The sequence below is a fragment of the Aureimonas mangrovi genome (assembly GCF_014058705.1).
Lineage (GTDB): Bacteria > Pseudomonadota > Alphaproteobacteria > Rhizobiales > Rhizobiaceae > Aureimonas > Aureimonas mangrovi.
Genome location: NZ_CP059692.1, coordinates 2221473 through 2243659 on the forward strand (window position 1 = coordinate 2221473; position 22187 = coordinate 2243659).

The 22187-nt window shown below is 66.4% G+C and carries 17 protein-coding genes and 1 tRNA gene; 8 read left to right on the forward strand and 10 right to left on the reverse strand.

Going from position 1 to position 22187, the window contains the following annotated elements:
* The first annotated feature begins 16 nt into the window (after nucleotides 1–16).
* The 6 genes from H1343_RS10600 to H1343_RS10625 all read left to right on the forward strand — a co-directional run bounded on the left by H1343_RS10600 (nucleotide 17) and on the right by H1343_RS10625 (nucleotide 7438).
* Nucleotides 17–958 (forward strand): ABC transporter permease, encoded by a 942-nt coding sequence (locus H1343_RS10600; RefSeq protein ID WP_185982886.1) that lies wholly within the window; start codon nucleotides 17–19, stop codon nucleotides 956–958.
* Nucleotides 958–1848: an ABC transporter permease gene (locus H1343_RS10605; protein WP_185982887.1), complete on the forward strand. Its 891-nt coding sequence runs from the start codon at nucleotides 958–960 to the stop codon at nucleotides 1846–1848. The genes H1343_RS10600 and H1343_RS10605 overlap by 1 nt, the downstream gene beginning before the upstream one ends.
* Nucleotides 1845–3521: an ABC transporter ATP-binding protein gene (locus H1343_RS10610; RefSeq protein WP_185982888.1), complete on the forward strand. Its 1677-nt coding sequence runs from the start codon at nucleotides 1845–1847 to the stop codon at nucleotides 3519–3521. Before H1343_RS10605 ends, H1343_RS10610 begins: the two co-directional genes overlap by 4 nt.
* 17 nt (nucleotides 3522–3538) lie before the next feature.
* Nucleotides 3539–5026, forward strand: a complete 1488-nt coding sequence (locus H1343_RS10615; RefSeq protein ID WP_185982889.1) for a M81 family metallopeptidase — start codon at nucleotides 3539–3541, stop codon at nucleotides 5024–5026.
* 24 nt (nucleotides 5027–5050) lie between these two features.
* A complete protein-coding gene (locus tag H1343_RS10620) occupies nucleotides 5051–6211 on the forward strand; it encodes a M20 aminoacylase family protein (protein ID WP_185982890.1) in 1161 nt (386 codons plus the stop codon).
* Between the two features lie 87 nt (nucleotides 6212–6298).
* Nucleotides 6299–7438: a M20/M25/M40 family metallo-hydrolase gene (locus H1343_RS10625; protein WP_425484581.1), complete on the forward strand. Its 1140-nt coding sequence runs from the start codon at nucleotides 6299–6301 to the stop codon at nucleotides 7436–7438.
* A gap of 119 nt (nucleotides 7439–7557) precedes the next feature.
* Here H1343_RS10625 and H1343_RS10630 read toward each other — a convergent pair whose 3' ends face one another.
* The 7 genes from H1343_RS10630 to H1343_RS10660 all read right to left on the reverse strand — a co-directional run bounded on the left by H1343_RS10630 (nucleotide 7558) and on the right by H1343_RS10660 (nucleotide 17015).
* Nucleotides 7558–7839 carry an HU family DNA-binding protein gene (locus H1343_RS10630; protein WP_185982891.1) on the reverse strand — a complete coding sequence of 94 codons (282 nt, stop codon included), beginning with the start codon at nucleotides 7837–7839 and terminating at the stop codon, nucleotides 7558–7560.
* A 170-nt stretch (nucleotides 7840–8009) separates the two neighbouring features.
* Complete coding sequence (gene lon / locus H1343_RS10635) at nucleotides 8010–10430, reverse strand: endopeptidase La (RefSeq protein ID WP_185982892.1); 2421 nt, start codon at nucleotides 10428–10430, stop codon at nucleotides 8010–8012.
* Between the two features lie 226 nt (nucleotides 10431–10656).
* Nucleotides 10657–11925, reverse strand: coding sequence for an ATP-dependent Clp protease ATP-binding subunit ClpX (gene clpX / locus H1343_RS10640; protein WP_185982893.1), 1269 nt, complete (start codon nucleotides 11923–11925; stop codon nucleotides 10657–10659).
* 231 nt (nucleotides 11926–12156) lie between these two features.
* Entirely contained in the window at nucleotides 12157–12792 is a 636-nt protein-coding gene (locus tag H1343_RS10645; protein ID WP_185982894.1) for an ATP-dependent Clp protease proteolytic subunit, read from the reverse strand.
* Nucleotides 12793–12927: 135 nt separating this feature from the next.
* A complete protein-coding gene (locus H1343_RS10650; protein ID WP_185982895.1) occupies nucleotides 12928–15324 on the reverse strand; it encodes a mechanosensitive ion channel domain-containing protein in 2397 nt (798 codons plus the stop codon).
* 169 nt (nucleotides 15325–15493) lie between these two features.
* Nucleotides 15494–16852, reverse strand: coding sequence for a trigger factor (tig, locus tag H1343_RS10655; protein ID WP_185985602.1), 1359 nt, complete (start codon nucleotides 16850–16852; stop codon nucleotides 15494–15496).
* Between the two features lie 78 nt (nucleotides 16853–16930).
* A tRNA-Leu gene (locus tag H1343_RS10660) sits at nucleotides 16931–17015 on the reverse strand.
* A gap of 250 nt (nucleotides 17016–17265) precedes the next feature.
* Here H1343_RS10660 and H1343_RS10665 point away from each other — a divergent pair.
* The gene (locus H1343_RS10665) at nucleotides 17266–17409 is read left to right on the forward strand and encodes a DUF1127 domain-containing protein (protein ID WP_185982896.1); all 144 of its coding nucleotides are present in this window, start codon (nucleotides 17266–17268) and stop codon (nucleotides 17407–17409) included.
* 334 nt (nucleotides 17410–17743) lie between these two features.
* Nucleotides 17744–19156: a methylenetetrahydrofolate--tRNA-(uracil(54)-C(5))-methyltransferase (FADH(2)-oxidizing) TrmFO gene (gene trmFO, locus H1343_RS10670; protein ID WP_185982897.1), complete on the forward strand. Its 1413-nt coding sequence runs from the start codon at nucleotides 17744–17746 to the stop codon at nucleotides 19154–19156.
* On the opposite strand, the gene H1343_RS10675 is transcribed toward trmFO, so the two are convergent.
* Genes H1343_RS10675 through H1343_RS10685 form a run of 3 tightly spaced genes read right to left on the reverse strand, consistent with a single transcriptional unit; the run spans nucleotide 19136 to nucleotide 22187 of the window.
* Complete coding sequence (locus H1343_RS10675; RefSeq protein WP_185982898.1) at nucleotides 19136–20926, reverse strand: DUF4153 domain-containing protein; 1791 nt, start codon at nucleotides 20924–20926, stop codon at nucleotides 19136–19138. The two genes, trmFO and H1343_RS10675, sit on opposite strands and share 21 nt — an antisense overlap.
* Nucleotides 20923–21804: a phytoene/squalene synthase family protein gene (locus H1343_RS10680; protein ID WP_185982899.1), complete on the reverse strand. Its 882-nt coding sequence runs from the start codon at nucleotides 21802–21804 to the stop codon at nucleotides 20923–20925. Before H1343_RS10680 ends, H1343_RS10675 begins: the two co-directional genes overlap by 4 nt.
* Nucleotides 21801–22187 (reverse strand): Mth938-like domain-containing protein, encoded by a 387-nt coding sequence (locus H1343_RS10685; RefSeq protein WP_185982900.1) that lies wholly within the window; start codon nucleotides 22185–22187, stop codon nucleotides 21801–21803. Before H1343_RS10685 ends, H1343_RS10680 begins: the two co-directional genes overlap by 4 nt.

Sequence of the window (22187 nt, forward strand, 5' to 3'; positions counted from 1 at the left end):
ATCCGAGGACCAAGCGATGATCGGCTACCTCGTGCGCCGCGTGCTCGCCGCGATCCCCGTGATGATCGTCGTCGCGCTGTTCGTGTTCCTGCTCCTGCGGCTGACGCCTGGAGACCCGGCGGCCGTCATTGCCGGCGACATGGCGACCCCGCAGCAGCTCGCCGACATCCGCGCCAGCCTCGGCCTCGACCAGCCGATCTACAACCAGTTCGTCACTTGGGCCGGTCAACTCCTGACCGGTGACTTCGGCACCTCGCTGATCTCGCGCACGCCCGTCCTCACCCTCATCGATCAGCGTCTTGAGCCGACGATCAGCCTCGCGCTCGTGACGATCGTGCTCACCGTTCTCATCGCGGTTCCGATGGGCGTCATCGCGGCCTGGCGGCACGGCAGCTTCATCGACAATCTGGTGATGAGCGCCTCGGTTCTCGGCTTCTCGATTCCGGTCTTCGTGATCGGCTACATCCTGATCCAGGTCTTCGCCATCAATCTGCGCCTCGTTCCGGTGCAGGGCTTCGCCAGTATCTCGGACGGCATTGGTCCGTTCACGCAGCGCATCATCCTTCCGGCGCTGACGCTCTCCTCCATCTACATCGCCCTCATCGCCCGCATGACACGTGCCTCGATGCTGAACGTCCTCGGCGAGGACTACGTGCGCACCGCCCGCGCAAAAGGCCTGAGCGAGCGGCTCGTCCTGTTCCGCCACGCGCTGCGCAATGCCGCCGTGCCAATCCTCACCGTCATCGGCACGGGTTTCGCACTGATGATCTCGGGCGTCGTCGTTACCGAAAGCGTCTTCAACATTCCCGGTCTCGGGCGTCTCACCGTCGATGCGATCCTGGCCCGCGACTATCCGGTGATCCAGGCGCTAATCCTTCTGACAAGCGGCGTCTACGTCCTCATCAACCTCCTGATCGACCTTTCCTATGCCCTGATGGACCCGAGGATCCGTTACTGATGACGAGCCAGGTGGACCGGGGCGCAGAGCCCGTCGTCAAACGCCGAATCCTGCCGCGCGTGGATTGGAAAGGGCTCGGCATCGCGCCGCCGATCGCGGCCCTGTGCCTCGCGGTGATCGTGATCGCGGCGTTCCTCGCGCCGTGGATCGCGCCGCACGATCCGATTGCGATGAACCCGACCGCACGCCTTGCCGAATCCAGCGCCGCGCACCCCTTCGGCACGGATGCCTATGGCCGTGACGTCTTCTCGCGCACGCTGCACGGTGCGCGCATCTCGCTGATCGTCGGCCTCGGCGCCGCGCTCGTCGCCGTGCTCATCGGCCTGCCGCTCGGCATCCTCGCGGGCTTCTTCCGCTGGCTCGACGCCGTCCTGATGCGCATCATGGACGGTCTGATGGCCATCCCGAGCGTGCTCCTTGCCATCGCCATCGTCGCACTCGCGGGGTCCAGCCTCTGGACCGTGATGATCGCCATCACCATTCCCGAGATCCCACGTGTGGTGCGCCTCGTGCGCTCGGTCATCCTCTCGGCGCGGGAGGAGCCCTATGTGGAGGCCGCGATCGCGGTCGGCTCGGGGCTGCCGAAGATCATGTGGCGGCACCTCCTGCCCAACACCATCGCGCCGATGATCGTTCAGGGCACCTATGTCTGCGCCTCGGCGATCCTGACCGAGGCGATCCTCTCGTTCCTCGGCGCGGGCATCGGCACCGAGACGCCCTCCTGGGGCAACATCATGTCGGAGGGCCGGCTCTATTTCCAGATCAAGCCCTCGCTGATCTTCTGGCCGGGCCTCTTCCTCTCGATCTGCATCCTGTCGATCAACATCCTCGGCGACACCGCCCGCGATCTTCTTGATCCACGCATGGCGAAGAAGGGAGGACTGCGATGAACGCGCAAGCCGAGGCGAATGCACCGGCCCTCGTCATCGAGGACCTCGTCGTCGAGACGCGCGGCGGCCGGCCGATCAGCATCCTGAACGGCGTCTCCCTCACCGTCGGGCGCGGCGAGACGGTCTGCCTCGTCGGCGAGAGCGGGTCGGGCAAGTCGGTCTCCTCGCTCGCGACGATGGGACTGCTGCCGAAGGGCGCGCTGGTCGCGAGCGCGGGGCACATCCTTCTCGACGGCGAGAACGTTCTTGCCGCAAAGCCCGCCCGCCTTCGCGAATTGCGTGCGACGAAGATGTCGATGATCTTCCAGGAGCCGATGACCGCGCTGAACCCGGTGCTGACCGTCGAGAAGCAGCTCGACGAGGTGTTGGCGGCGCACTCGCGGCTTTCTCCCGGCGAACGACGGGCGCGCATCCGCGACATCCTCACACAGGTTCACATGCCGGACGTCGATCGCATCGCCGGCTCCTACCCGCACCAGCTTTCGGGCGGCCAGCGCCAGCGCGTGATGATCGCGATGGCGCTCGTGCTGGAGCCGACGCTCCTCATCGCCGACGAGCCGACGACGGCGCTCGACGTGACGACACAGCGCCAGATCCTGCATCTGATCTCCGAGCTGCAGGAAAAGCACGGCACCTCCGTCCTCTTCATCACGCACGACATGGGCGTCGTCGCCGACATCGCGGACCGCGTCTACGTCATGCGCCACGGCGACATCGTCGAGAGCGGACCGGTGGCGCATATCCTTCGCGATCCCGGTCAGGATTATACCCGCAAGCTCCTGTCGGCGGTGCCGGCGCTGCATCCGCGCGCAGAGCGTCCGGCCGGGTCGAGCGAGACCGTGCTGGAGGCGATCGACCTCGCCATGACCTATGGCGGCGGGCGCTCGATCTTCGGCCGCAAGCACGAGACGGTCGCCGCCGCCGACGTGAACTTCAAGCTGAAGCGCGGGCGCACGCTCGGCATCGTCGGCGAAAGCGGCTCGGGCAAGACCACGGTCGCGCGCTGCGTGATGCGGCTCCTCGACCCGACCGGCGGCTCCATCCGCGTCGGCAACACCGACATCTCCGGCCTCTCGCGCCGCTCGCTGCGACCGTGGCGCAAGCGCATCCAGATGATCTTCCAGGACCCCAACCGCTCGCTCAACCCACGCCGCACGGTGGGCGACAGCATCACCGAAGGGCCGATCAACTACGGCACGAGCAAGGGTGAAGCACGGCGCCGCGCGCAAGAGCTTCTGGAACTCGTCGGGCTTGGGCGGGACGCGATCGACCGTCATCCCCACCAGTTCTCCGGCGGCCAGCGCCAGCGCATCGCCATCGCCCGGGCGCTCGCGATGGACCCGGACGTCATCGTCGCCGACGAGGCGGTGTCCGCGCTCGACGTCTCGGTTCAGGCACAGGTTCTGGAACTGTTGGCCGATATCCAAGAGCGACTCGGTGTCGCCATCCTGTTCATCACCCACGACCTGCGGGTCGCGGCCCAGATCTGCGACGATGTCGCGGTGATGCAGAAGGGGCGGATCGTCGAATATGGCCCCGCCGCGCAGGTGCTCGGTGCGCCGAAGGAGCCCTACACCCGCGCGCTTCTGGAAGCGGCGCCCGGCAAGCACTGGGACTTCCCGAACTTTCGCCCGCTCGAAGTTGCGGTGCCCGTCGCGACCGCGGTCCATTGAATTCCGGAAAGATGATCATGACCCCTCCCCGCATCGCCATCGGCGGCTTCATGCACGAGACCAACACCTTCGCGCCGAGCAAGGCAGGCCTCCAGGCTTTCGTCGAGGGCGGCGGCTTCCCGGCGATGAGCGAAGGCCCGGCGATGATCGAGGCGCTGCGCAACGTCAACATGGGCACATGCGGCTTCGTCGAGGAGGCCGAGCGGCGCGGCTGGGAGCTCGTGCCGACCATGTGGTGCCATGCAAGCCCCTCGGCCCACGTCACCGAAGAGGCGTTCGAGACTGTGGCGGGCAAGATCGTGGCCGCGATCGAGGCGGCGGGGCAGCTCGACGGCGTCTATCTCGATCTTCACGGCGCGATGGTCGCCGAGCACGCAGACGATGGCGAGGGGGAGATCATCGCGCGCGTTCGCGCGGTCGTCGGGCCGGACGTGCCGATCGTCGCCAGCCTCGACCTCCACGCCAACGTCTCGCCGCGCATGGTCGCGGAAGCCTCGGCCCTCGTCGCCTACCGCACCTATCCGCATGTCGACATGGCCGAAACCGGTCGCCGCGCGGCCGTCCACCTCGCCCGGCTCGTCGGCGGTGCGGCCGAGTTCAAGGCGTTCCGCCAGATCCCCTTCCTCATCCCCATCGCCTGGCAATGCACCGACATGGAGCCCGCTGGGAGCATCTACGCGCTGGTCGCCCGGCTGGAAGACGGCCCCGTCACCTCCACGTCCTTCCTCTGCGGCTTTCCGGCTGCGGACTTCGCCGATTGCGGCCCCTCGGTCGTCGGCTACGGCGCCACGCAGGAGGCGGCGGACGCTGCGGCGGACGCGATCGTCGAAGCCGTCTTCGCCGCGCGCAACGCCTTTGCCGGCAAGGCCTTCGACCCGCTTGACGGTGTGCGCGAGGCCATGCGCCTCGCGGATGGCGCCACGAAGCCGGTGGTCATCTCCGACACGCAGGACAACCCCGGCGCGGGCGGCGATTCCGACACCACAGGCATGCTCCGCGCGCTGGTGGAGGCCGGTGCAACGCGCGCCGCGATCGGCGTGATCGTCGATCCGGCGGCGGCTCGAACCGTCCACGAGGCGGGCGTCGGGGCGACGGTGAAGCTCTCGCTCGGCGGCAAGTCGAACATTCCCGGCGACGCGCCCTTCGAGGGCGAATTCGAGATCGTCTCGCTTTCGGACGGGCACCTCGTCGCGGACGGCCCGTTCTACGGCGGCGCGCGGATGCGGCTCGGCCCCTCCGCGTGCCTGCGCATCGGCGGGGTTCAGGTGGTGCTCGGCTCGCGCAAGGCGCAGATGGCCGACCAGGAGATGTACCGTTTCGTCGGCATCGAGCCGAAGGATCAGGCGATCCTCGTCAACAAGAGCTCGGTGCATTTTCGTGCCGACTTCGCGCCGATCGCCGAGACCATCCTCGTCTGCACCGCGCCTGGCCCGATGCCGCTCGATCCGGCTTCCCTTCCCTTCACCAAGCTGCGGCCGGGCGTTGCCCTTTCGCCGGCCGCCTGACCAAGACCATCGAAGGACCGTTCCATGACCGTCATTCCGCGCATCGAGAGCTTCGCCGAAGACCTCACCGCCATCCGCCGCGATCTGCATGCTCATCCCGAGATCGGCTTCGAGGAGAAGCGCACCGCCGGCATCGTCGCGGAGGCGCTGCGCTCATTCGGGATGGAGGTGCATGAGGGCATCGGCGGCACGGGCGTCGTCGGCGTTCTTAAGGGGACCGGGGGCGCCGGGCGCACCATCGGGCTTCGCGCCGACATGGACGCGCTGCCGATGGAGGAATTCACAAACCTGCCCTATCGCTCGACGATCCCCGGCCGGTTCCACGGCTGCGGCCATGACGGGCACACGACGATGCTGCTCGGAGCGGCACGCTATCTCGCCGAGGCGAAGGATTTCGCCGGCACCGTCGTCTTCATCTTCCAACCGGCCGAGGAAGGGCTCGGCGGCGCGCGCGCCATGCTCGCCGACAAGCTCTTCGAGCGCTTCCCCTGCGACGAAATCTACGGTCTGCACAACACGCCCGAGCTCGGCCTCGGCGAGATCGCGGTGTTCCCCGGCAAGGCAATGGCGGGCGCCAGTTTCTTCGACATCCGCATCAAGGCGCGCGGCAGCCACGGCGCGATGCCGCACAATTCCAAGGACCCGGTCGTCATCGCGACGACGCTCGCCCAGAGCCTGCAGAGCATCGTCAGCCGCAACGTCACGCCGATGAAGCCCGCCGTCCTGTCGATCACGCAGATCCACGCGGGCTCGGCCTACAACGTCATCCCCGAGGAGGCCTTGCTCGCCGGCACGATCCGCTACTTCCACGACGAGGTGGGCGAACTCGTGCGCGAGCGCATCCGCACGATCTGCGCCGGGCTCGCCACGAGCTTCGAATGCGAGATCGAGATCGACATCCGCGACATCTTCTCCGTCCTCGAGAACCATCCCGCCGAGACCGAGGCGCTGCGCGAGGCGGCGGCGGAGATCGTCGGTCCGGAGAACGTCATCGGCGATCCGCGCCCGACGATGGGCTCGGAGGATTTTGCCGACATGCTGCACGCCGTGCCCGGCTCCTATTGCTGGGTCGGCCACGGCGGCACGGTGCCGCTCCACAATCCGAGCTTCGTCCTGGACGACGCGATCCTGCCGATCGGGGCGAGCCTTCTGGCACGGATCGTGGAAAAGCGCACCGCCGCCTGAGCTTGCGACAGCATCGGCCCGAAAACCGTGTTCGGTTTTCGGAAAGCCTGATGCGTGGATTCAATGGCGCTCTAGGAGGAGACGAAGATGATCGACACGACCAGGCTGCCGCTCGATGCCGAGACGATGCTGGCCGCGCTGAAACCCTGGATCGAGTGCGAAAGCCCGACCTTCGACAAGGCGGCCGTCTCTCGGATGGTGCGTCTCGCTGCCGCCGACATGGAGGCGGCCGGCGCGAGCGTCGAGATCATCCCCGGCCCTGATGGGCTCGGCGACTGCGCGCTCGCCTCCTTCCCGCATCCGCGCGCGGGCGAGCCGGGCATCCTCGTGATGGCACATCTCGACACCGTCCATCCGGTCGGCACGCTCGAGAAGCTGCCCTTCCGGCTAGACGGCGAGCGCTGCTACGGGCCGGGTATCTGCGACATGAAGGGCGGAACGCTCGCCGCGTTCCACGCGATCAAGGCACTGGCCGATGCCGGCATCGAGACACTGCTGCCGGTCTATTTTCTTCTCACCAGCGACGAGGAAATCGGCAGCCCCGGAACGCGCCCGCTCATCGAGGAGACCGCGCGCCGGCACCGTTACATCCTCGTGCCGGAACCGGCCTTCATGCGCGAGGGAGTCGTCACGGGGCGCTATGCGATCGCCCGCTTCCACTTGACGGCGCATGGCCGCCCCAGCCATGCGGGCGCTGCGCTGAAGGAGGGCCGCTCGGCCGTCTCGGAGATGGCCCGGCAGATCCTCGCCATCGAGGCGATGACCGACGAGGACTGCACCTTCAGCGTCGGCGTGGTCCACGGCGGCCAGTGGGTGAATTGCGTGCCGACCGAATGCCGCGCCGAGGTCCTGAGCATGGCCAAGCGCCAGAGCGATCTCGACCGGGGCACGGAAAGGCTGATGGCGCTGAACCGCGCGGAGGCGGACGGCATCGGCTTCACCGTGGAGAAGAGCGTGGTCCGGCCCGTCTGGGAGCCCTCGCCCGGAACGATGGAGCTTTACGAGCGCGCCAAGCGCATCGCCGACACCCTCTCCCTGCCTTTGACGCACGGAAGTTCCGGCGGCGGCTCGGACGGCAACTTCACCGGCGCGCTCGGCTTGCCAACCCTCGACGGGCTTGGCCTGGAGGGCGCCGGCATCCACCGGCTCGACGAGCACATCATCGTCTCAAGCCTCGTCGACCGGGCGCGGCTGATGGCGGGGCTTCTGGCCAAACTCGGCGACTGACCTGCCCGCCATCCGGAAACGAAACTACCGGGCGCACGGCGCTTCAACGCGAAAGGGAGGCCTCACCGGACGGCGGGACCTCCCTTTCGATGGACTGGGCCGACGAGCAGCCCGTCAAATCACTTGGAGCCGTTGACGGCGTCCTTCAGGCCCTTGCCCGGCGCGAACTTGGCGACGTTGCGGGCCGGGATGTCGACCTCGGCGCCCGTCGACGGGTTGCGGCCCTTGGAGGCGGCGCGGTGGGACACGGAGAAGGTGCCGAAGCCGACGAGACGGATGTCGTCGCCCTTGGCAAGCGCCGAGCTGATCGAATCGAAGACCGAGTCGACGGCAGCCGTCGCCTGCTGCTTGGAGAGTTCTGCCTTGTCCGCGACCGCGGCAACCAGTTCATTCTTGTTCATTATACCACCTCCTGAGGACGGCGCCCGAGGGCACCAAATCGGCGACGACGATGGTCAAATAACCGCGATCATTCAAGCCGCCAAAGCCGAAAAAGGCCAGAATTCCGGGCTTTTCACAAAAAATGCCGCCCGAGGGCGGCATTTTTCTCGTCCGGATGGCCGAACCGGCCTCAGTGGGCGACGGCCGCGACGCCTTCCTCCGCCCGATCGGGCGTGGGAAGCGGATTGCGCGCCTCGTCCCATTCGATCGGCTCCGGCTGACGCACGAGGGCGTGCTTGAGCACGTCCCCGATGTGGCTGACGGGTACGATCTCGAGGGCGTTCTTCACGCTCTCGGGGATGTCGACGAGGTCCTTCGCGTTCTCCTCCGGGATCATCACCTTCTTGATGCCGCCGCGAAGCGCCGCGAGAAGCTTCTCCTTCAGACCGCCGATCGGCAGCACCCGACCGCGCAGCGTGATCTCACCCGTCATCGCGATGTCGCGGCGCACCGGAATGCCCGTCATCACCGAGATGATGGCTGTCGCCATCGCCGTGCCGGCCGAAGGACCGTCCTTCGGGGTCGCGCCTTCCGGAACGTGGACGTGGATGTCGCGCTTCTCGAAGAGAGGCGGCTCGATCCCGAAATCGGTCGCGCGCGAGCGGACGTAGGACGCCGCCGCCGAAATCGATTCCTTCATCACGTCCTTCAGATTGCCCGTCACCGTCATGCGGCCTTTGCCAGGCATCATGACGCCTTCGATCGTCAGGAGTTCGCCGCCGACTTCCGTCCACGCCAGACCCGTAACCACACCCACCTGATCGGCCAGTTCCGCCTCGCCGTAGCGATAGCGCGGCACGCCGAGGAAATCGGCGAGATTGGCCGCCGTCACCTCGACCGACGTCGCCTCCCCCTTGAGGATGCGCGTCACGGCCTTGCGGGCGAGCTTGGTCAGCTCTCGCTCGAAGGACCGCACGCCCGCCTCGCGGGTGTAGCGGCGCGCGATCTCGCGCAGCGCGTCGTCACCGACGGAGAACTCCTCGGCCTTGAGGGCGTGGTCCTTGATCGCCTTCGGCAGGAGGTGCCGCTTGGCGATCTCGACCTTCTCGTCCTCGGTGTAGCCGGCGATCCGGATGATCTCCATCCGGTCCATCAGCGGGCCCGGGATGTTCAGCGTGTTGGCCGTCGTCACGAACATGGTGGACGAGAGATCGTACTCGACCTCCAGATAGTGGTCCATGAACGTGGCGTTCTGCTCCGGGTCCAGCACCTCCAAAAGCGCCGACGACGGATCGCCCCGATAGTCCTGTCCGAGCTTGTCGATCTCGTCGAGCAGGAAGAGCGGATTCGACTTCTTCGCCTTCTTCATCGACTGGATGACCTTGCCGGGCATCGAGCCGATATAGGTGCGCCGGTGGCCACGGATCTCGGCCTCGTCACGCACGCCGCCGAGCGCCATGCGCACATATTCGCGGCCGGTCGCCTTGGCGATCGACTTGGCGAGCGAGGTTTTGCCGACGCCCGGAGGACCGACGAGGCACAGGATCGGTCCCTTGAGCTTCGACTGGCGGCTCTGCACCGCCAGATACTCGATGATCCGCTCCTTGACCTTCTCCAGTCCGAAGTGATCCTGCTCGAGGATCTCCTCGGCCTTCTTCAGGTCGACCTTGGCGCGCGAGGGCTTGCCCCAGGGCAGCCCGAGCAGCCAGTCCAGATAGTTGCGCACGACGGTGGCCTCGGCCGACATCGGGCTCATCTGCTTGAGCTTCTTGAACTCGGCGTTCGCCTTCTCGCGGCCCTCCTTCGAGAGCTTGGTCTTCTTGATGCGCTCCTCCAGCTCGGCCATCTCGTCGCGGCCTTCCTCGCCGTCGCCGAGCTCCTTCTGGATCGCCTTCATCTGCTCGTTCAGGTAGTACTCGCGCTGGGTCTTCTCCATCTGGCGCTTGACGCGCGAGCGGATGCGCTTCTCCACCTGAAGGACCGAAATCTCGGCCTCCATGAAGGACAGCGCCTTTTCCAGCCGATCGCGCACCGAGACGAGCGCGAGCATCTCCTGCTTCTCGGGGATCTTGATCGCGAGGTGCGAGGCCACCGTGTCGGCAAGCTTGGAATAGTCGTCGATCTGCCCGGTCGCGCCCACGACCTCTGGCGAGATCTTCTTGTTCAGCTTGACGTAATTCTCGAACTCGGCGACCACCGAACGGGCCAGAGCTTCGATCTCGACACGGTCCTCGTCCTCGGCCTCGATCTCGACCGCCTCCGCCTCATGCCACTCGGTGCGATCGGTGAAGCGCTCGATGCGCGCACGAGATACACCCTCGACAAGCACCTTCACGGTGCCGTCGGGCAGCTTGAGGAGTTGCAGGACGTTGGCGAGCGTACCGAGATCGTAGATCGCGTCCGGGGCCGGATCCTCGTCGCCGGCATTCTTCTGCGTGGCGAGCAGGATCTGCTTGTCAGCGCCCATCACCTCCTCGAGCGCCTTGATAGACTTCTCGCGGCCGACGAAGAGCGGCACGATCATGTGCGGGAACACCACGATGTCGCGCAGCGGAAGCACCGGGTATTGCGCCGGAGCCCCCGCTCCGGCCGTGTCGTTGAGATTCGACATGGAAGGTCCTTTCTGCGGCAGAGCCGCCTGAGGCCGCCCGCCCCGAACCTTCCAGGAAGCGTTCGAAAGGGCGCCTTTTCGATTTCTGCAATGTGGGCCCATGCGGCAGCGCATTCAAGCGGCTTGTCGCCGGGGCGCACAGGCTGGCGCATGCAAGAGAAAACCCGCCCCGGCAGGGCCAGAGCGGGTTATCGAGAAACGCGCGATTGGGAGAATCGCCAGGCCATCAGGCGCTGACGTTTTCCTTCTCGTCCTTGCGCTCGGCGTAGATGTAGAGGGGCCGCGCATTGCCGTCGATGACCTCCTCGGAGATCACCACTTCCTGCACGCCTTCCAGCGTCGGCAGCTCGAACATGGTGTCGAGCAGCATCGCCTCCATAATGGAGCGAAGGCCGCGCGCGCCGGTCTTACGTTCGATAGCCTTGCGGGCAATCGCCTTCAGCGCGTCCTCGTGGAAGGACAGCTCGACATTCTCCATCTCGAACAGGCGCTGGTACTGCTTGACCAGCGCGTTCTTCGGCTCGACCAGAATCTGCACCAGAGCGACCTCGTCGAGATCCTCGAGCGTCGCCAGCACCGGCAGGCGGCCGACGAATTCCGGGATGAGGCCGAACTTCAGGAGATCCTCCGGCTCGACCTTGCGGAAGAGCTCGCCGGTGCGCTGGTCCTCGGGCGACATCACGGTTGCCGCGAAGCCGATCGAGGTCTTGCGGCCGCGGTCGGAGATGATCTTGTCGAGGCCCGCGAAGGCGCCGCCGCAGATGAACAGGATGTTGGCCGTGTCCACCTGCAGGAACTCCTGCTGCGGGTGCTTGCGCCCGCCCTGGGGCGGGACGGAAGCGACAGTGCCTTCCATGATCTTCAGAAGCGCCTGCTGCACGCCCTCGCCCGAGACGTCGCGCGTGATCGACGGGTTGTCGGACTTGCGCGAAATCTTGTCGATCTCGTCGATGTAGACGATGCCGCGCTGTGCCCGCTCGACATTGTAGTCGGCCGACTGCAGCAGCTTGAGGATGATGTTCTCGACATCCTCGCCGACATAGCCGGCCTCGGTCAGCGTCGTCGCGTCGGCCATCGTGAACGGCACGTCGAGGATGCGGGCGAGCGTCTGCGCGAGCAGCGTCTTGCCGCAGCCCGTCGGGCCGATCAGGAGAATGTTGGACTTCGCCAGCTCGACGTCGTTGTTCTTCTGGGCGTGGGCGAGCCGCTTGTAGTGGTTGTGCACGGCCACCGACAGCACCTTCTTGGCGAAGGACTGGCCGATGACGTAGTCATCGAGGACGCCGATGATCTCCTGCGGGGTCGGCACGCCCTCGCGGGACTTCACCATCGAGGATTTGTTCTCCTCGCGGATGATGTCCATGCACAGCTCGACGCACTCGTCGCAGATGAACACCGTCGGCCCTGCAATGAGCTTGCGGACTTCGTGCTGACTCTTTCCGCAGAAAGAGCAGTAGAGCGTATTCTTGCTGTCGCCGCCGCTCGTTTTGCTCATTCTCTCGTTCCTTCCAGTCCCGGCACCGGTGAGGCGCCGTCGCATCGCGGCTCCGACGCACCGCGCTTTACGGACAGTCTATGCCGCGACGCATCCAACGCAAGCGCTCGAATGTCGCCGACGATCCAGTCATGGAGGATCGCCGGGCTGGCTTGAGCGACGCTGAAGCGATCGTGGAGACGGCTTGAGCCGTATCTACGGTGCCCGCGTGCCGACATCAAGGAAGCGGCGTCACGAGGTCGCGAGCGACGCCTCCAGCGCTTCGCGGGACGAATAGACCTTATCGATCAGTCCGAAGGCCTGCGATTCCTCGGCCGTCATGAAGTGATCGCGGTCGAGCGTCTTCTCGATCGTCTCGTAGTCCTGCCCCGTGTGCTGGACATAGACCTCGTTGAGACGGCGCTTCAGCTTGATGATGTCCTGCGCGTGGCGCTCGATGTCCGAGGCCTGGCCGGAGAAGCCGCCCGAAGGCTGGTGGACCATGATCCGCGCGTTGGGCGTGGCGAATCGCATGTCCTTATGGCCGGCGCACAGGAGCAGCGAACCCATCGAGGCCGCCTGCCCGACGCAGAGCGTGGAGACCGCCGGCTTGATGAACTGCATGGTGTCGTAAATCGCCATGCCGCTCGTCACCACGCCACCGGGCGAGTTGATGTAGAGGGCGATCTCCTTCTTCGGGTTCTCCGCCTCGAGGAAGAGCAGCTGGGCGCAGACGAGCGTCGCCATCCCGTCCTCGATCGGCCCGGTGATGAAGATGATGCGCTCCTTCAGGAGGCGCGAGAAGATGTCGTATGCGCGCTCGCCGCGATTGGTCTGCTCGACCACCATCGGCACAAGGTTCATCGCGGTTTCGACGGGATGCTTCATGGGTCCGGGACTTTCGGGCTTGCGATCGGGCGCCGTGACGCACCCGAATCGGTGGCGAGTTGAGCACCACAGATAGGATGGGCCTGCCCGGCCATGCAAGGCGGGCGCACGAGGCGGCCCGTTGAAGGCGCCCGGTCAGATTCGCCGGGTCTCTTCCTCGTCCTGCGAACGCTCCTCTTCGGCCTTCTCGGCTGCTTCCTCCCGGTCCGCGCCCTCGGCGTCGTCGACCGATGTCGCGGCAGCGCTGGCGATCTTCGGCTTCGGAACCGAACGCGCGATCTCGGCATGCTGGGCATCCTCGGAGGCCTGCAGCATACGCAGCGGCGGAGCCGAGCCATCCTTGCCCGTACCGAACCAGATGGTCGTCTGCGGGAACGGGATCTCGATGCGTCGCTCGTCCAGGACTTTCTTGATCAGCGCCTTGTACACGCGCCCGACGCCCCACTGCTTGCCCGGCAGGGTGCGGACGCGCCCGCGCACGAGTATCGAGGAAGCGCCCAGCGTCTCGACCCCCAGGAACTCGAAATCGCCGAGTATGTTCTCGCCCTGATCGGTGGCGCGCAGGCGATCGTACGCCTCTTCCATCGCGGCGCGAACCTCGTCGGTATCCTCGCGGTAGGCGACCTCCACGTCCGCGACGTAGTTCGAGAAATCCTTCGTCATGTTGGAGACCTGATCGACCGACGAAAACGGGATCAGATGATAGGTACCGTCCAGCGAGCGCAGCGAGACGGAGCGGATCGTAAGCTTCTCGACGACGCCCGAGGTCGCGCCGACCTGCACCACATCGCCCTCGTTCATGACGTTCTCGACCTGGATGAAGGCGCCTGTGATGATGTCCTGGACAAGCTTCTGCGCGCCGAAACCGACGGCGAGACCCACGACACCGGCACCAGCGAGGAGCGGAGCGATGTCGATGCCGATCTGCGACAGGACGAGCATCATGACGATGACGCCTAGAATGACCGTGAAGGCGTTGCGAAACAGCGAGAGGAGCGTGCGCTCGCGCGCCGCCGGCACCGTCCCGAAGTTCGGATTCAGCCGATACTCGACCCAGGACGAGACGAGGACGTAGAGTGTGAAGCCGACGACGAGGATCACGAAGGCGCTGAAGGCCCCGCCCAGCATCCGCTGGCCGTTCTGCGACAAAATCCACTGGCCGTAGTCGAAGATCGACCAGGCGGCCAAAAGCTCCATGAAGACGCAGACGATGACGATCGTGCGCAGTGCGAAAAGCAGCCGGGGCACGAAGCCGTTGATACGCCGCTCCAGCAGCGGCAGGCGCTCGCGCGTCTTCGCCGGCACCTTGATGCCTCGCGCAATGAGGCGGGTCAGGAGGGTTATGATGAGCCCGCCGACGACGATGGCGGCCAGCGAATGCAGGCTCGCGACCAGCATGAAGCGAAAGCCGTCCTGCGGACTGGAGAGCCAGAGCCCGTAGAGCGCCGTGACGAACGCAAAGGCGAGCGGCGCCCAGACGGCGCCGAGCAGCGCGTTGACACGTGCCTGGAAACCGTCTTCGCCAGCCTTGTGGCGCCGCTGGAGCCGCTCGGCCACGCGTTTGCGGTTGAAGATAATGTAGAAGACGAGGGTCAGATAGGCGATCGTCACCGCAACGAAGCGCACGGCGTTGGCCGCTCCTTCGCTTGAGGCGGTTTCCACGATCGGCGCGATGAACAGGAACGAGTAGCCGAGAAGAATGATGATGAAGGCGAGGCGCCCGTACCAGTAGCGCGCCTGGTTATCTCCGAAGGGCGTCATGCGCAGCGCAGGATGATAGGGCGCGACGAAAGCCGACAGCGTGATCTGGATCATCGAGGTGATGAAGAAGGCGTTCAGAAACAGCGCCTGCTCGAAATTCGGCGGCCCGGCATAGAAGACGATCGCGGCGATGTGGCCAGCGATCGCGCAAATAAAGATCTTCACCACGCTGACGAGCGTTGCCAGGATCAGAAGGCCGAGACGACGCAACGGCATGCCGGGCCTCGCCCGCCCGGCGATCCAGTCAAGCAGGGGGCGCTGCAAAAAGGCTAGCGCGAAATAGACCGCGAAGACGGCGACTGCGACGGAGAAGACGGGAAGGATCGCGTCGTATACGCGCGGGACGTTGATCGTTCCCGCCCCCGAAAGCAGATCCGCGCCATCTTCCACGACGCCGACCCCCTGCTCGACGAGCGAGGTGACGGCACCGATGGTGGCTCTCGTGGAGGCTGCGAGAGCGGCCGGGACGGACTCCCCGATCTCCATCTCCACGGAGGCGCCCGCTTCCCCTCCCGCCTCGGAGGCGGAGGGCTGATAGGCCAGCGAGCGCAGCGACTCGATCAGCCGGTCGCGCGTCTCCGGCGTCTCCAGGATCCGAATAAGATCGTCGAGGGTGGATCGCTCCTCCGCGCTCGGCGCCGCCGGCTCCTCGGCCGCGGGGACCGAACTCCCGGCCCCGGGAAGCCCCGGCACCTGCGCCATCGCCGGGGCGGCAAAAAGCACGGTGAAGAGGACGGCGGCGAGGAAGCGGAGCGGAGCCTTGAAAGTCATTCTTGCGGAGATCTCTCGGCGATCGGTTCTCGGGTTCTCGGTCGCGCTCGCAGCCTGCGAGCGGAGTGGCCATGCGCGAATCGTGCGGCAAAGGTTTGACTGAGCGCACCCGCAAACGCAAAGCCCGGCCGCAGGGGCCGGGCTCTTCATACAGGACGGTGGTGAAGCGTCAGCTGGCGGCCAGCGCGTCCTCCTCGTCTTCCTTCATCAGCTCTTCCTTCGTCACCGTCTTGTCGGTGACGTCGACCGTGGCGAGGAGGTGGTCGACGACCTTCTCCTCGTAGATCGGAGCGCGCAGGCTCTGCACGGCTTCCGGCGTATTGCGGAAGTAGTCGTAGATCTGCTGCTCCTGGCCTGGGAACTGGCGGACCTGCGCCAGGACCGCGCGCTGCAGCTCCTCGTCGGAGATGGTGACGCCGGCCTTCTCGCCGATTTCGGAGAGGACGAGCCCCAGGCGCACGCGGCGCTCGGCGAGCTTGCGATAGTCCGTGCGCGCCTTCTCCTCGGTGGTGTCCTCGTCCTCGAAGGACTTGCCGGACTGCTCGAGCTCGCGCGACACCTGGGTCCAGATGTTGTTGAACTCGGCCTCGACCAGCTTCTCGGGCAGGACGAAGTCATAGTCCTTGTCGAGCGCGTCCAGGAGCTGGCGCTTCACCTTCTGGCGCGTCTGCTGACCGAACTGGCTCTCGATCTGCTCGCGAACGACGGTGCGCAGGCGCTCCATCGATTCGAGGCCCATCTTCTTGGCCAGTTCGTCGTCGAGCTCGAGCTCGCCCGGTGCCGCGACCTCCTTGACCGTGACGTCGAAGACAGCTGACTTGCCGGCGAGATGCGCCGCGCCGTAGTCCTCGGGAAAGTCGACATTGACCTTGATCTCGTCACCAGCCTTCACGCCGATGAGCTGGTCCTCGAAGCCCGGGATGAACTGGCCCGAGCCGAGCACGAGGTTGGAATCGGTCGCGGAGCCGCCCTGGAACGGCTCGTCGTCGATCTTGCCGACGAAGTCCATCGTGACGCGGTCGCCCTCGGCGGCCTTGCCCTTCTTGGTCTCGTACTCGCGGGCGTTCTCTGCGATCCGCCGGACCTGCTCTTCCACCTCCTCGTCGGCGATCTCGACGACGGGACGCTCGATCTTGATGTCCTTGGTCTCCTTCAGCTCGAAGGAGGGCAGCGTCTCGTAGGCAAGCGTGAACTTGAAGTCGCCCTCGCCCCGCAGAACCTTGTCGGCCTCGGCCTCGTCTTCCGTCATCTGGATTTCGGGCTGCATCGCGGAGCGCTCGTTGCGCTCGGCGATGACGTTGCGCGGCGTCTCGTTGATGATCTGGTTCACGATCTCGGCCATGAACTGCCGGCCATACGTCTTGCGCATGTGCGACATGGGCACCTTGCCCGGCCGGAAGCCCTTCAACTGGACGCGATCCTTCGTCTCGAAGAGACGCGTCTGCAGCCGAGCCTCAAGATCCGAAGCCGGCACGACGATCTCGATCTCGCGCTTCAGGCCCTCGGCCTTGGTTTCCGTTACCTGCATCATGCACCCTTTAGCTCTGACCGGGGCCGACGGCCCGCAGATGGTCGTTCCGTGTCGCGTTCGCGATGAATGTTCTTCTGGTGCGGGTGGAGGGACTCGAACCCCCACGCTGTTAGGCGCTTGGACCTAAACCAAGTGCGTCTACCAATTCCGCCACACCCGCTCGGCCATGAAGACAGCCGTCGCGCGGCGCGCGTTCTATATCACCGGCGTTTTCAGCGTCAAACCGCAAAGTGGGCCTCTGTGCGATCCCTCGGATGCGGACCTTCCCTACCGCAATGCACAAAGCGCAGACCTGCCATGCGGAACGAACGCTGGTGAGAAAACCACCTCCCGCCTATCTCTCAACCATCGAAGCGGGGCGACAAACTCCGGTTCAAACGATTAGATCAGGAAAGGGAAAGGGCGCAGACATGAACCTCGTTCGTTCCTACGGCAACTGGCGGCGTTACCGCGAGACCTGCAGCGAGCTGAACAAGCTGACGTCTCGCGAACTCTCCGACCTCGGTATCGCGCGCTCGGACATCCCGCGTCTTGCACGCGAGGCGACGCGCTGACAGTCAAGGGTTTCGCCACGGTCCATCCTCCTCCCAGGACCGTAGCGGATGAGCCTCTCGCATCCTCCTCCCAGCGAGAGGCACCTAACGGTGCCCGTCGGTCCTCCCCCGACGGGCACCGAAAAGATCCAGAGATTCGCAGCGGCCCATCCTCCTCCCAGGGCCGAAGCGAATAGAGCCTCTCGCATCCTCCTCCCAGCGAGAGGCCACCAAACGACACCCGCCGGTCCTCCCCCGGCGGGTGTTGTCGTTTGACGTTCTCCTCGTCGACGCCTTGCCGCGCCACCGAAGCTGCCGCCTTTCATGCCGAGGCGCCGGATGGTATGACGCCGGCATGTCGAAAGAACCCATTCACATCGTCGGCGGCGGCCTCGCCGGCTCCGAGGCCGCGTGGCAGATCGCATCGGCCGGCGTTCCGGTCGTGCTGCACGAGATGCGCGGCGTCACGGGCACGGACGCACACCAGACCGATGCCCTGGCCGAGCTCGTCTGCTCCAATTCCTTCCGCTCGGACGACGCGACCGCCAATGCCGTGGGCGTCATCCATGCCGAGATGCGCTTGGCCGGCTCGCTCATCATGCGGTGCGCCGACGAGAACCAGGTTCCGGCGGGCGGCGCGCTCGCGGTCGATCGCGAGGGTTTCGCGGCAGCCGTCACCGGCACGCTGGAAGCCCATCCGCTGGTCGAGATCCGGCGCGAGGAGATTTCCGGCCTCCCGCCTCAAGAATGGGGCCGGACGATCATCGCGACCGGACCGCTGACGGCGCCGGCGCTGGCCGAATCCATCCGCGCGGAGACGGGCGGCGATGCACTCGCCTTCTTCGACGCGATCGCGCCGATCGTCCATTTCGACACGATCGATCTCGACAAGGCCTGGTTCCAGTCGCGCTACGACAAGGTGGGCCCCGGGGGCACGGGCAAGGACTATCTCAACTGCCCGATGGACAAGGCGCAGTACGAGGCTTTCGTCGCTGCACTGACTGCCGGCGAGAAGACCGAGTTCCGCGAGTGGGAAGGCACGCCCTATTTCGACGGCTGCCTGCCGATAGAGATCATGGCCGAGCGCGGCTCCGAGACGCTGCGCCACGGGCCCATGAAGCCGATGGGGCTCACCAACGCGCACCAGCCCGACATCAAGGCCTATGCCGTCGTCCAGCTTCGCCAGGACAACGCGCTCGGCACGCTCTACAACATGGTCGGTTTTCAGACGAAGCTGAAATACGCCGAGCAGGTGCGCATCTTCCGTACGATCCCCGGGCTCGAGAACGCGGAGTTCGCCCGGCTCGGCGGCCTGCATCGCAACACCTATCTCGACAGCCCGCGCCTTCTCGACGGCACGCTGCGGCTCAAATCGCGCCCGCAGCTTCGCTTCGCCGGCCAGATCACTGGCTGCGAGGGCTATGTGGAATCGGCCTCCGTCGGTCTGATGGCCGGGCGCTTTGCGGCGGCGGAGGCGCTCGGGCGCGCCGTCACGCCGCCGCCTGCGACCACTGCGATGGGCGCACTTCTGGGTCATATCACCGGCGGCCACATCCTGGCCGAGGAAGAGGGCGGCAAACGTTCCTTCCAGCCGATGAACGTCAATTTCGGGCTGTTCCCGCCGGTGGAGGTCCCGCGCGAGGAAGGCAAGCGGCTGCGCGGAAAAGAAAAGACCATCGCCAAACGGCGCGCGCTCTCCGCCCGAGCGCTCGCGGACTTCGCGGTCTGGCTCGACGGGCAGTCTGCCTCAGCCGCCGCTGCCGCCTGACGGCCACTGCGACGCGCGCAGGAGGATTGTGAAGCCGAGGCCGATCGGGGCGTCGGTCCGGTCGAGCGTCAGCGATTCGACGCGCAGGCGCGCCGACCGCCCGCCACGCGAGACGAGATCCAACACAGGCGCATCGACCGGATCGGTGCCGAAGAGATCTTCGGGCAAGGCGGCAATGGTCTGCGCCAGATCGAAACGATCATCGATCGCACGGAACCGCACGACGAGCCCTTGGCCATCGAGCCAGGCCGCCAGTTCCTGCGCGTCCACGGCACGATTGCCGGTCGTGTCCAGCGGATGCGCGTAGAGGCCGGTGACAGCGAGGTCGTAACCCGCGAGCGGCAATGGTCTTGCGCCGAAGGTCGAAATGCCGCGCGTTTCGGCCACGCCGGGCGCCGAGAACGACAGGCCGAGCGCGGCCAGAACCGCTCGCGTGCCCGCCTCGCCCGATCGCGTTGCGGCCGCCAGCGCCTCCGCGCGCTCGGGCGGTATGAACGGCTCCAGCCGAGACAACTGTCCGACATCGCCCAGCGCCGAGATCCGCGAGCGCAGTTCCAGCGGCTCGCGACGCTCCAGACCCTCAAGGCGCAGGCGCCCACCCTCCACGAAGCGCGATTCGATCAGCGCGATCTGGCTGCGACCGACGATATTACCGACGCTCCACGGCCCAGCGACCGACAGAGCTAGAAGCAGGGGCGCGACCGCATAGATCCAGCGAATGTCGCCCCGCGTTGGCCCGAACGCTTGAAGAATAACCGCGCCCGCGACGCCGCTCCCCGTGAGCGCCAGGAAGTAACGGGGCGCCGTGACGCCCTCCCCGCCAATCCGCAGCCAGAGCGCATAGGCAAGAAGCGCCAGCGGTACCACGAGCATCGCCGCCCAGAGGCGCCCGAAGAGCCGTGCGGGCAGCGCACCGCGCTCCAGGAACGGGTCGATCGCGATTCGAACGCCGAGAACGAGAAGCGAGAAGAAGCTGACGATCCAGCCGATCTCGCCTGCCGGCACTTCTCCCGTCAGCAGGATACGCCCGGCATACAGATGCAGGACGAGCGCCGTGACGAGCGCAAGCGGCGCGGCCACCCAGTCGAAGAGGGGACGCACCACCGTAACAAGCTTCTCCTCGCCAAGCGGTCCGGCTTCCGGGCTGGTGTCGCGCGCCGGCACACGGCCGAGCGCGAAGAGCGGACCGACCAGCGTGAACGACGTGACGAGGATATGCTCGTAGGCGCGGTTCGAGAGGCCGACGTCGAAGAGGAAACGGACCATCTCCAGGATGGCGAAAAAGCCGGCGACAAAGAGCAGAATTGAGAAGAAGGCGAGCGTGACGCCAACGATCGTCCACAGGCTGTGCCACCAGAAGGCACCCGACGACCCATGTCGCAGGAAGGGGGCAAGCGGCACGCACAGGATCGAGGCGCAGATGAGGGCCGGCGCGAAGAGGAGAAGCGGGCGCCCGAACCAGACCAACAGCGCCAGCGAGAGGCCCACCATAACGGGCAATGCAGCCAGAGCGAACGGCCGCGCTGTGAGCAGGGGCTCCAGGCCCGCGCGTGCGGCGACGGAAGCCGCGCCCGCAACCGCGATGGCGGACAGGAGCCGCGTCAGGTCAAGCCCGACGTCGAGACGTGCGACCTCGAGGTTGGCCAGGACGGAGAAAAGCAGGATCAGGACGGCGGCGAGCGGGAAGCGCATCGTTGCCAGAAACGCGCCGGTGCCCAGACCACGCAGGACTGCCGCGCTCCTGCGAAATGGGCCCGCGAGCCCCATCATGCCGTTGTCTGCCGGGCGCGCAGCGCGCGCCAGTAGAGAAAGCTGCGCCTGAACGGTCCGACGCCGCGCGGCGGCGATGCCGGGCGGCTCCCGATCGCGCCTGCGGCCGCCTGCAACCGCGCCGGGACGAGCGTGACCGGCAGGAACGCGGGCCGAACGCTCCGCGGCAGCGCCGGCCAAAGGCGACGAGCCTTGGCATGATGCTCCGTGGCGAGCGCCATCAGCGCCTGCGTCACCGGGCTGTCCTGGCTCGGTTCGGCCGCCCACTGCGCGCGCGTGACACCCGCCGCCTCGAAGATCTCGTCCGGCACGAAGGCTTGCGCGCGCTCCGGCCGCGTCACGCCGCGCTCCAGAACGGTGGCGATCGTCAGAGCGACGCCGGCATGGCCGGCGATATCGGCGCAGCGCTGGGCCGCGTTGCGGTCTAGGATCATCGCGGCCAGCATCAGAATCGTCGATGCGGTCTCTCCCGCATAGGCTTCCAACGCGGTGCGGTCCGGCATGGTGTCGTCATAGAGGTCGAAGATGCGGGCGTCGATCAGGCGCTCCGCGATCGCAACCGGCAGATCGAACCGGCGCATCGTCGCCATGAACGCGCCGGCCACGGGCGAGCCCTCCCCGGCCGCCAGCGGATCGACCGCGTCCGAGGCGAGCCGGTCGCGCCACCATTGCAACCGGATCTCGCCCGGCAGCGCCTGGTTGACGTGATCCCGCACGCTCGCGGTCTCGCGATCGAACGCGTAGAGTGCGGCGAGCGGTCCTTGCGCATCCGCCGGCGCGAAGGCCAGGGCGACGGCGCGATCAGGATCCGCCCTTCGCAGCTCTTCGAGGCAATGTGCGAAGGCCGCGTCGAGCTTTGCTTCGGACGACCCGCTCACTCGACGGCAACGAGCGCGGCGCCGACCGGCCGTCCCTCCGAGAGCATGATGTTGTAGGTGCGCACCGCCGCGCCCGTCGACATCGGATCGACCGAGATGCTGGCGCGGCGGAAGCGCTCCATGAGCGCCGGCGGCAGGCGCCGGATTTCGGGACCCGTGCCGAACAGCATGAAGCGGATGCCTTCGGCTTCGTTTAGCGCCTTCAGGAGCCGCTCGCCCTCGAAGGGCCGCTCCACCGTCGCCCCCCAGCCATAGAGACCGGACGGCAGGCAGAGGAGCGAGCCACGATGCGACATGTCGGCGAAGCGGAAGCCGCCGTTGCCGTAGGAGTCGATCGGCGCGGGACGCGGATAATGCGCGTCTCGTACGCTCGTCTCGGACAT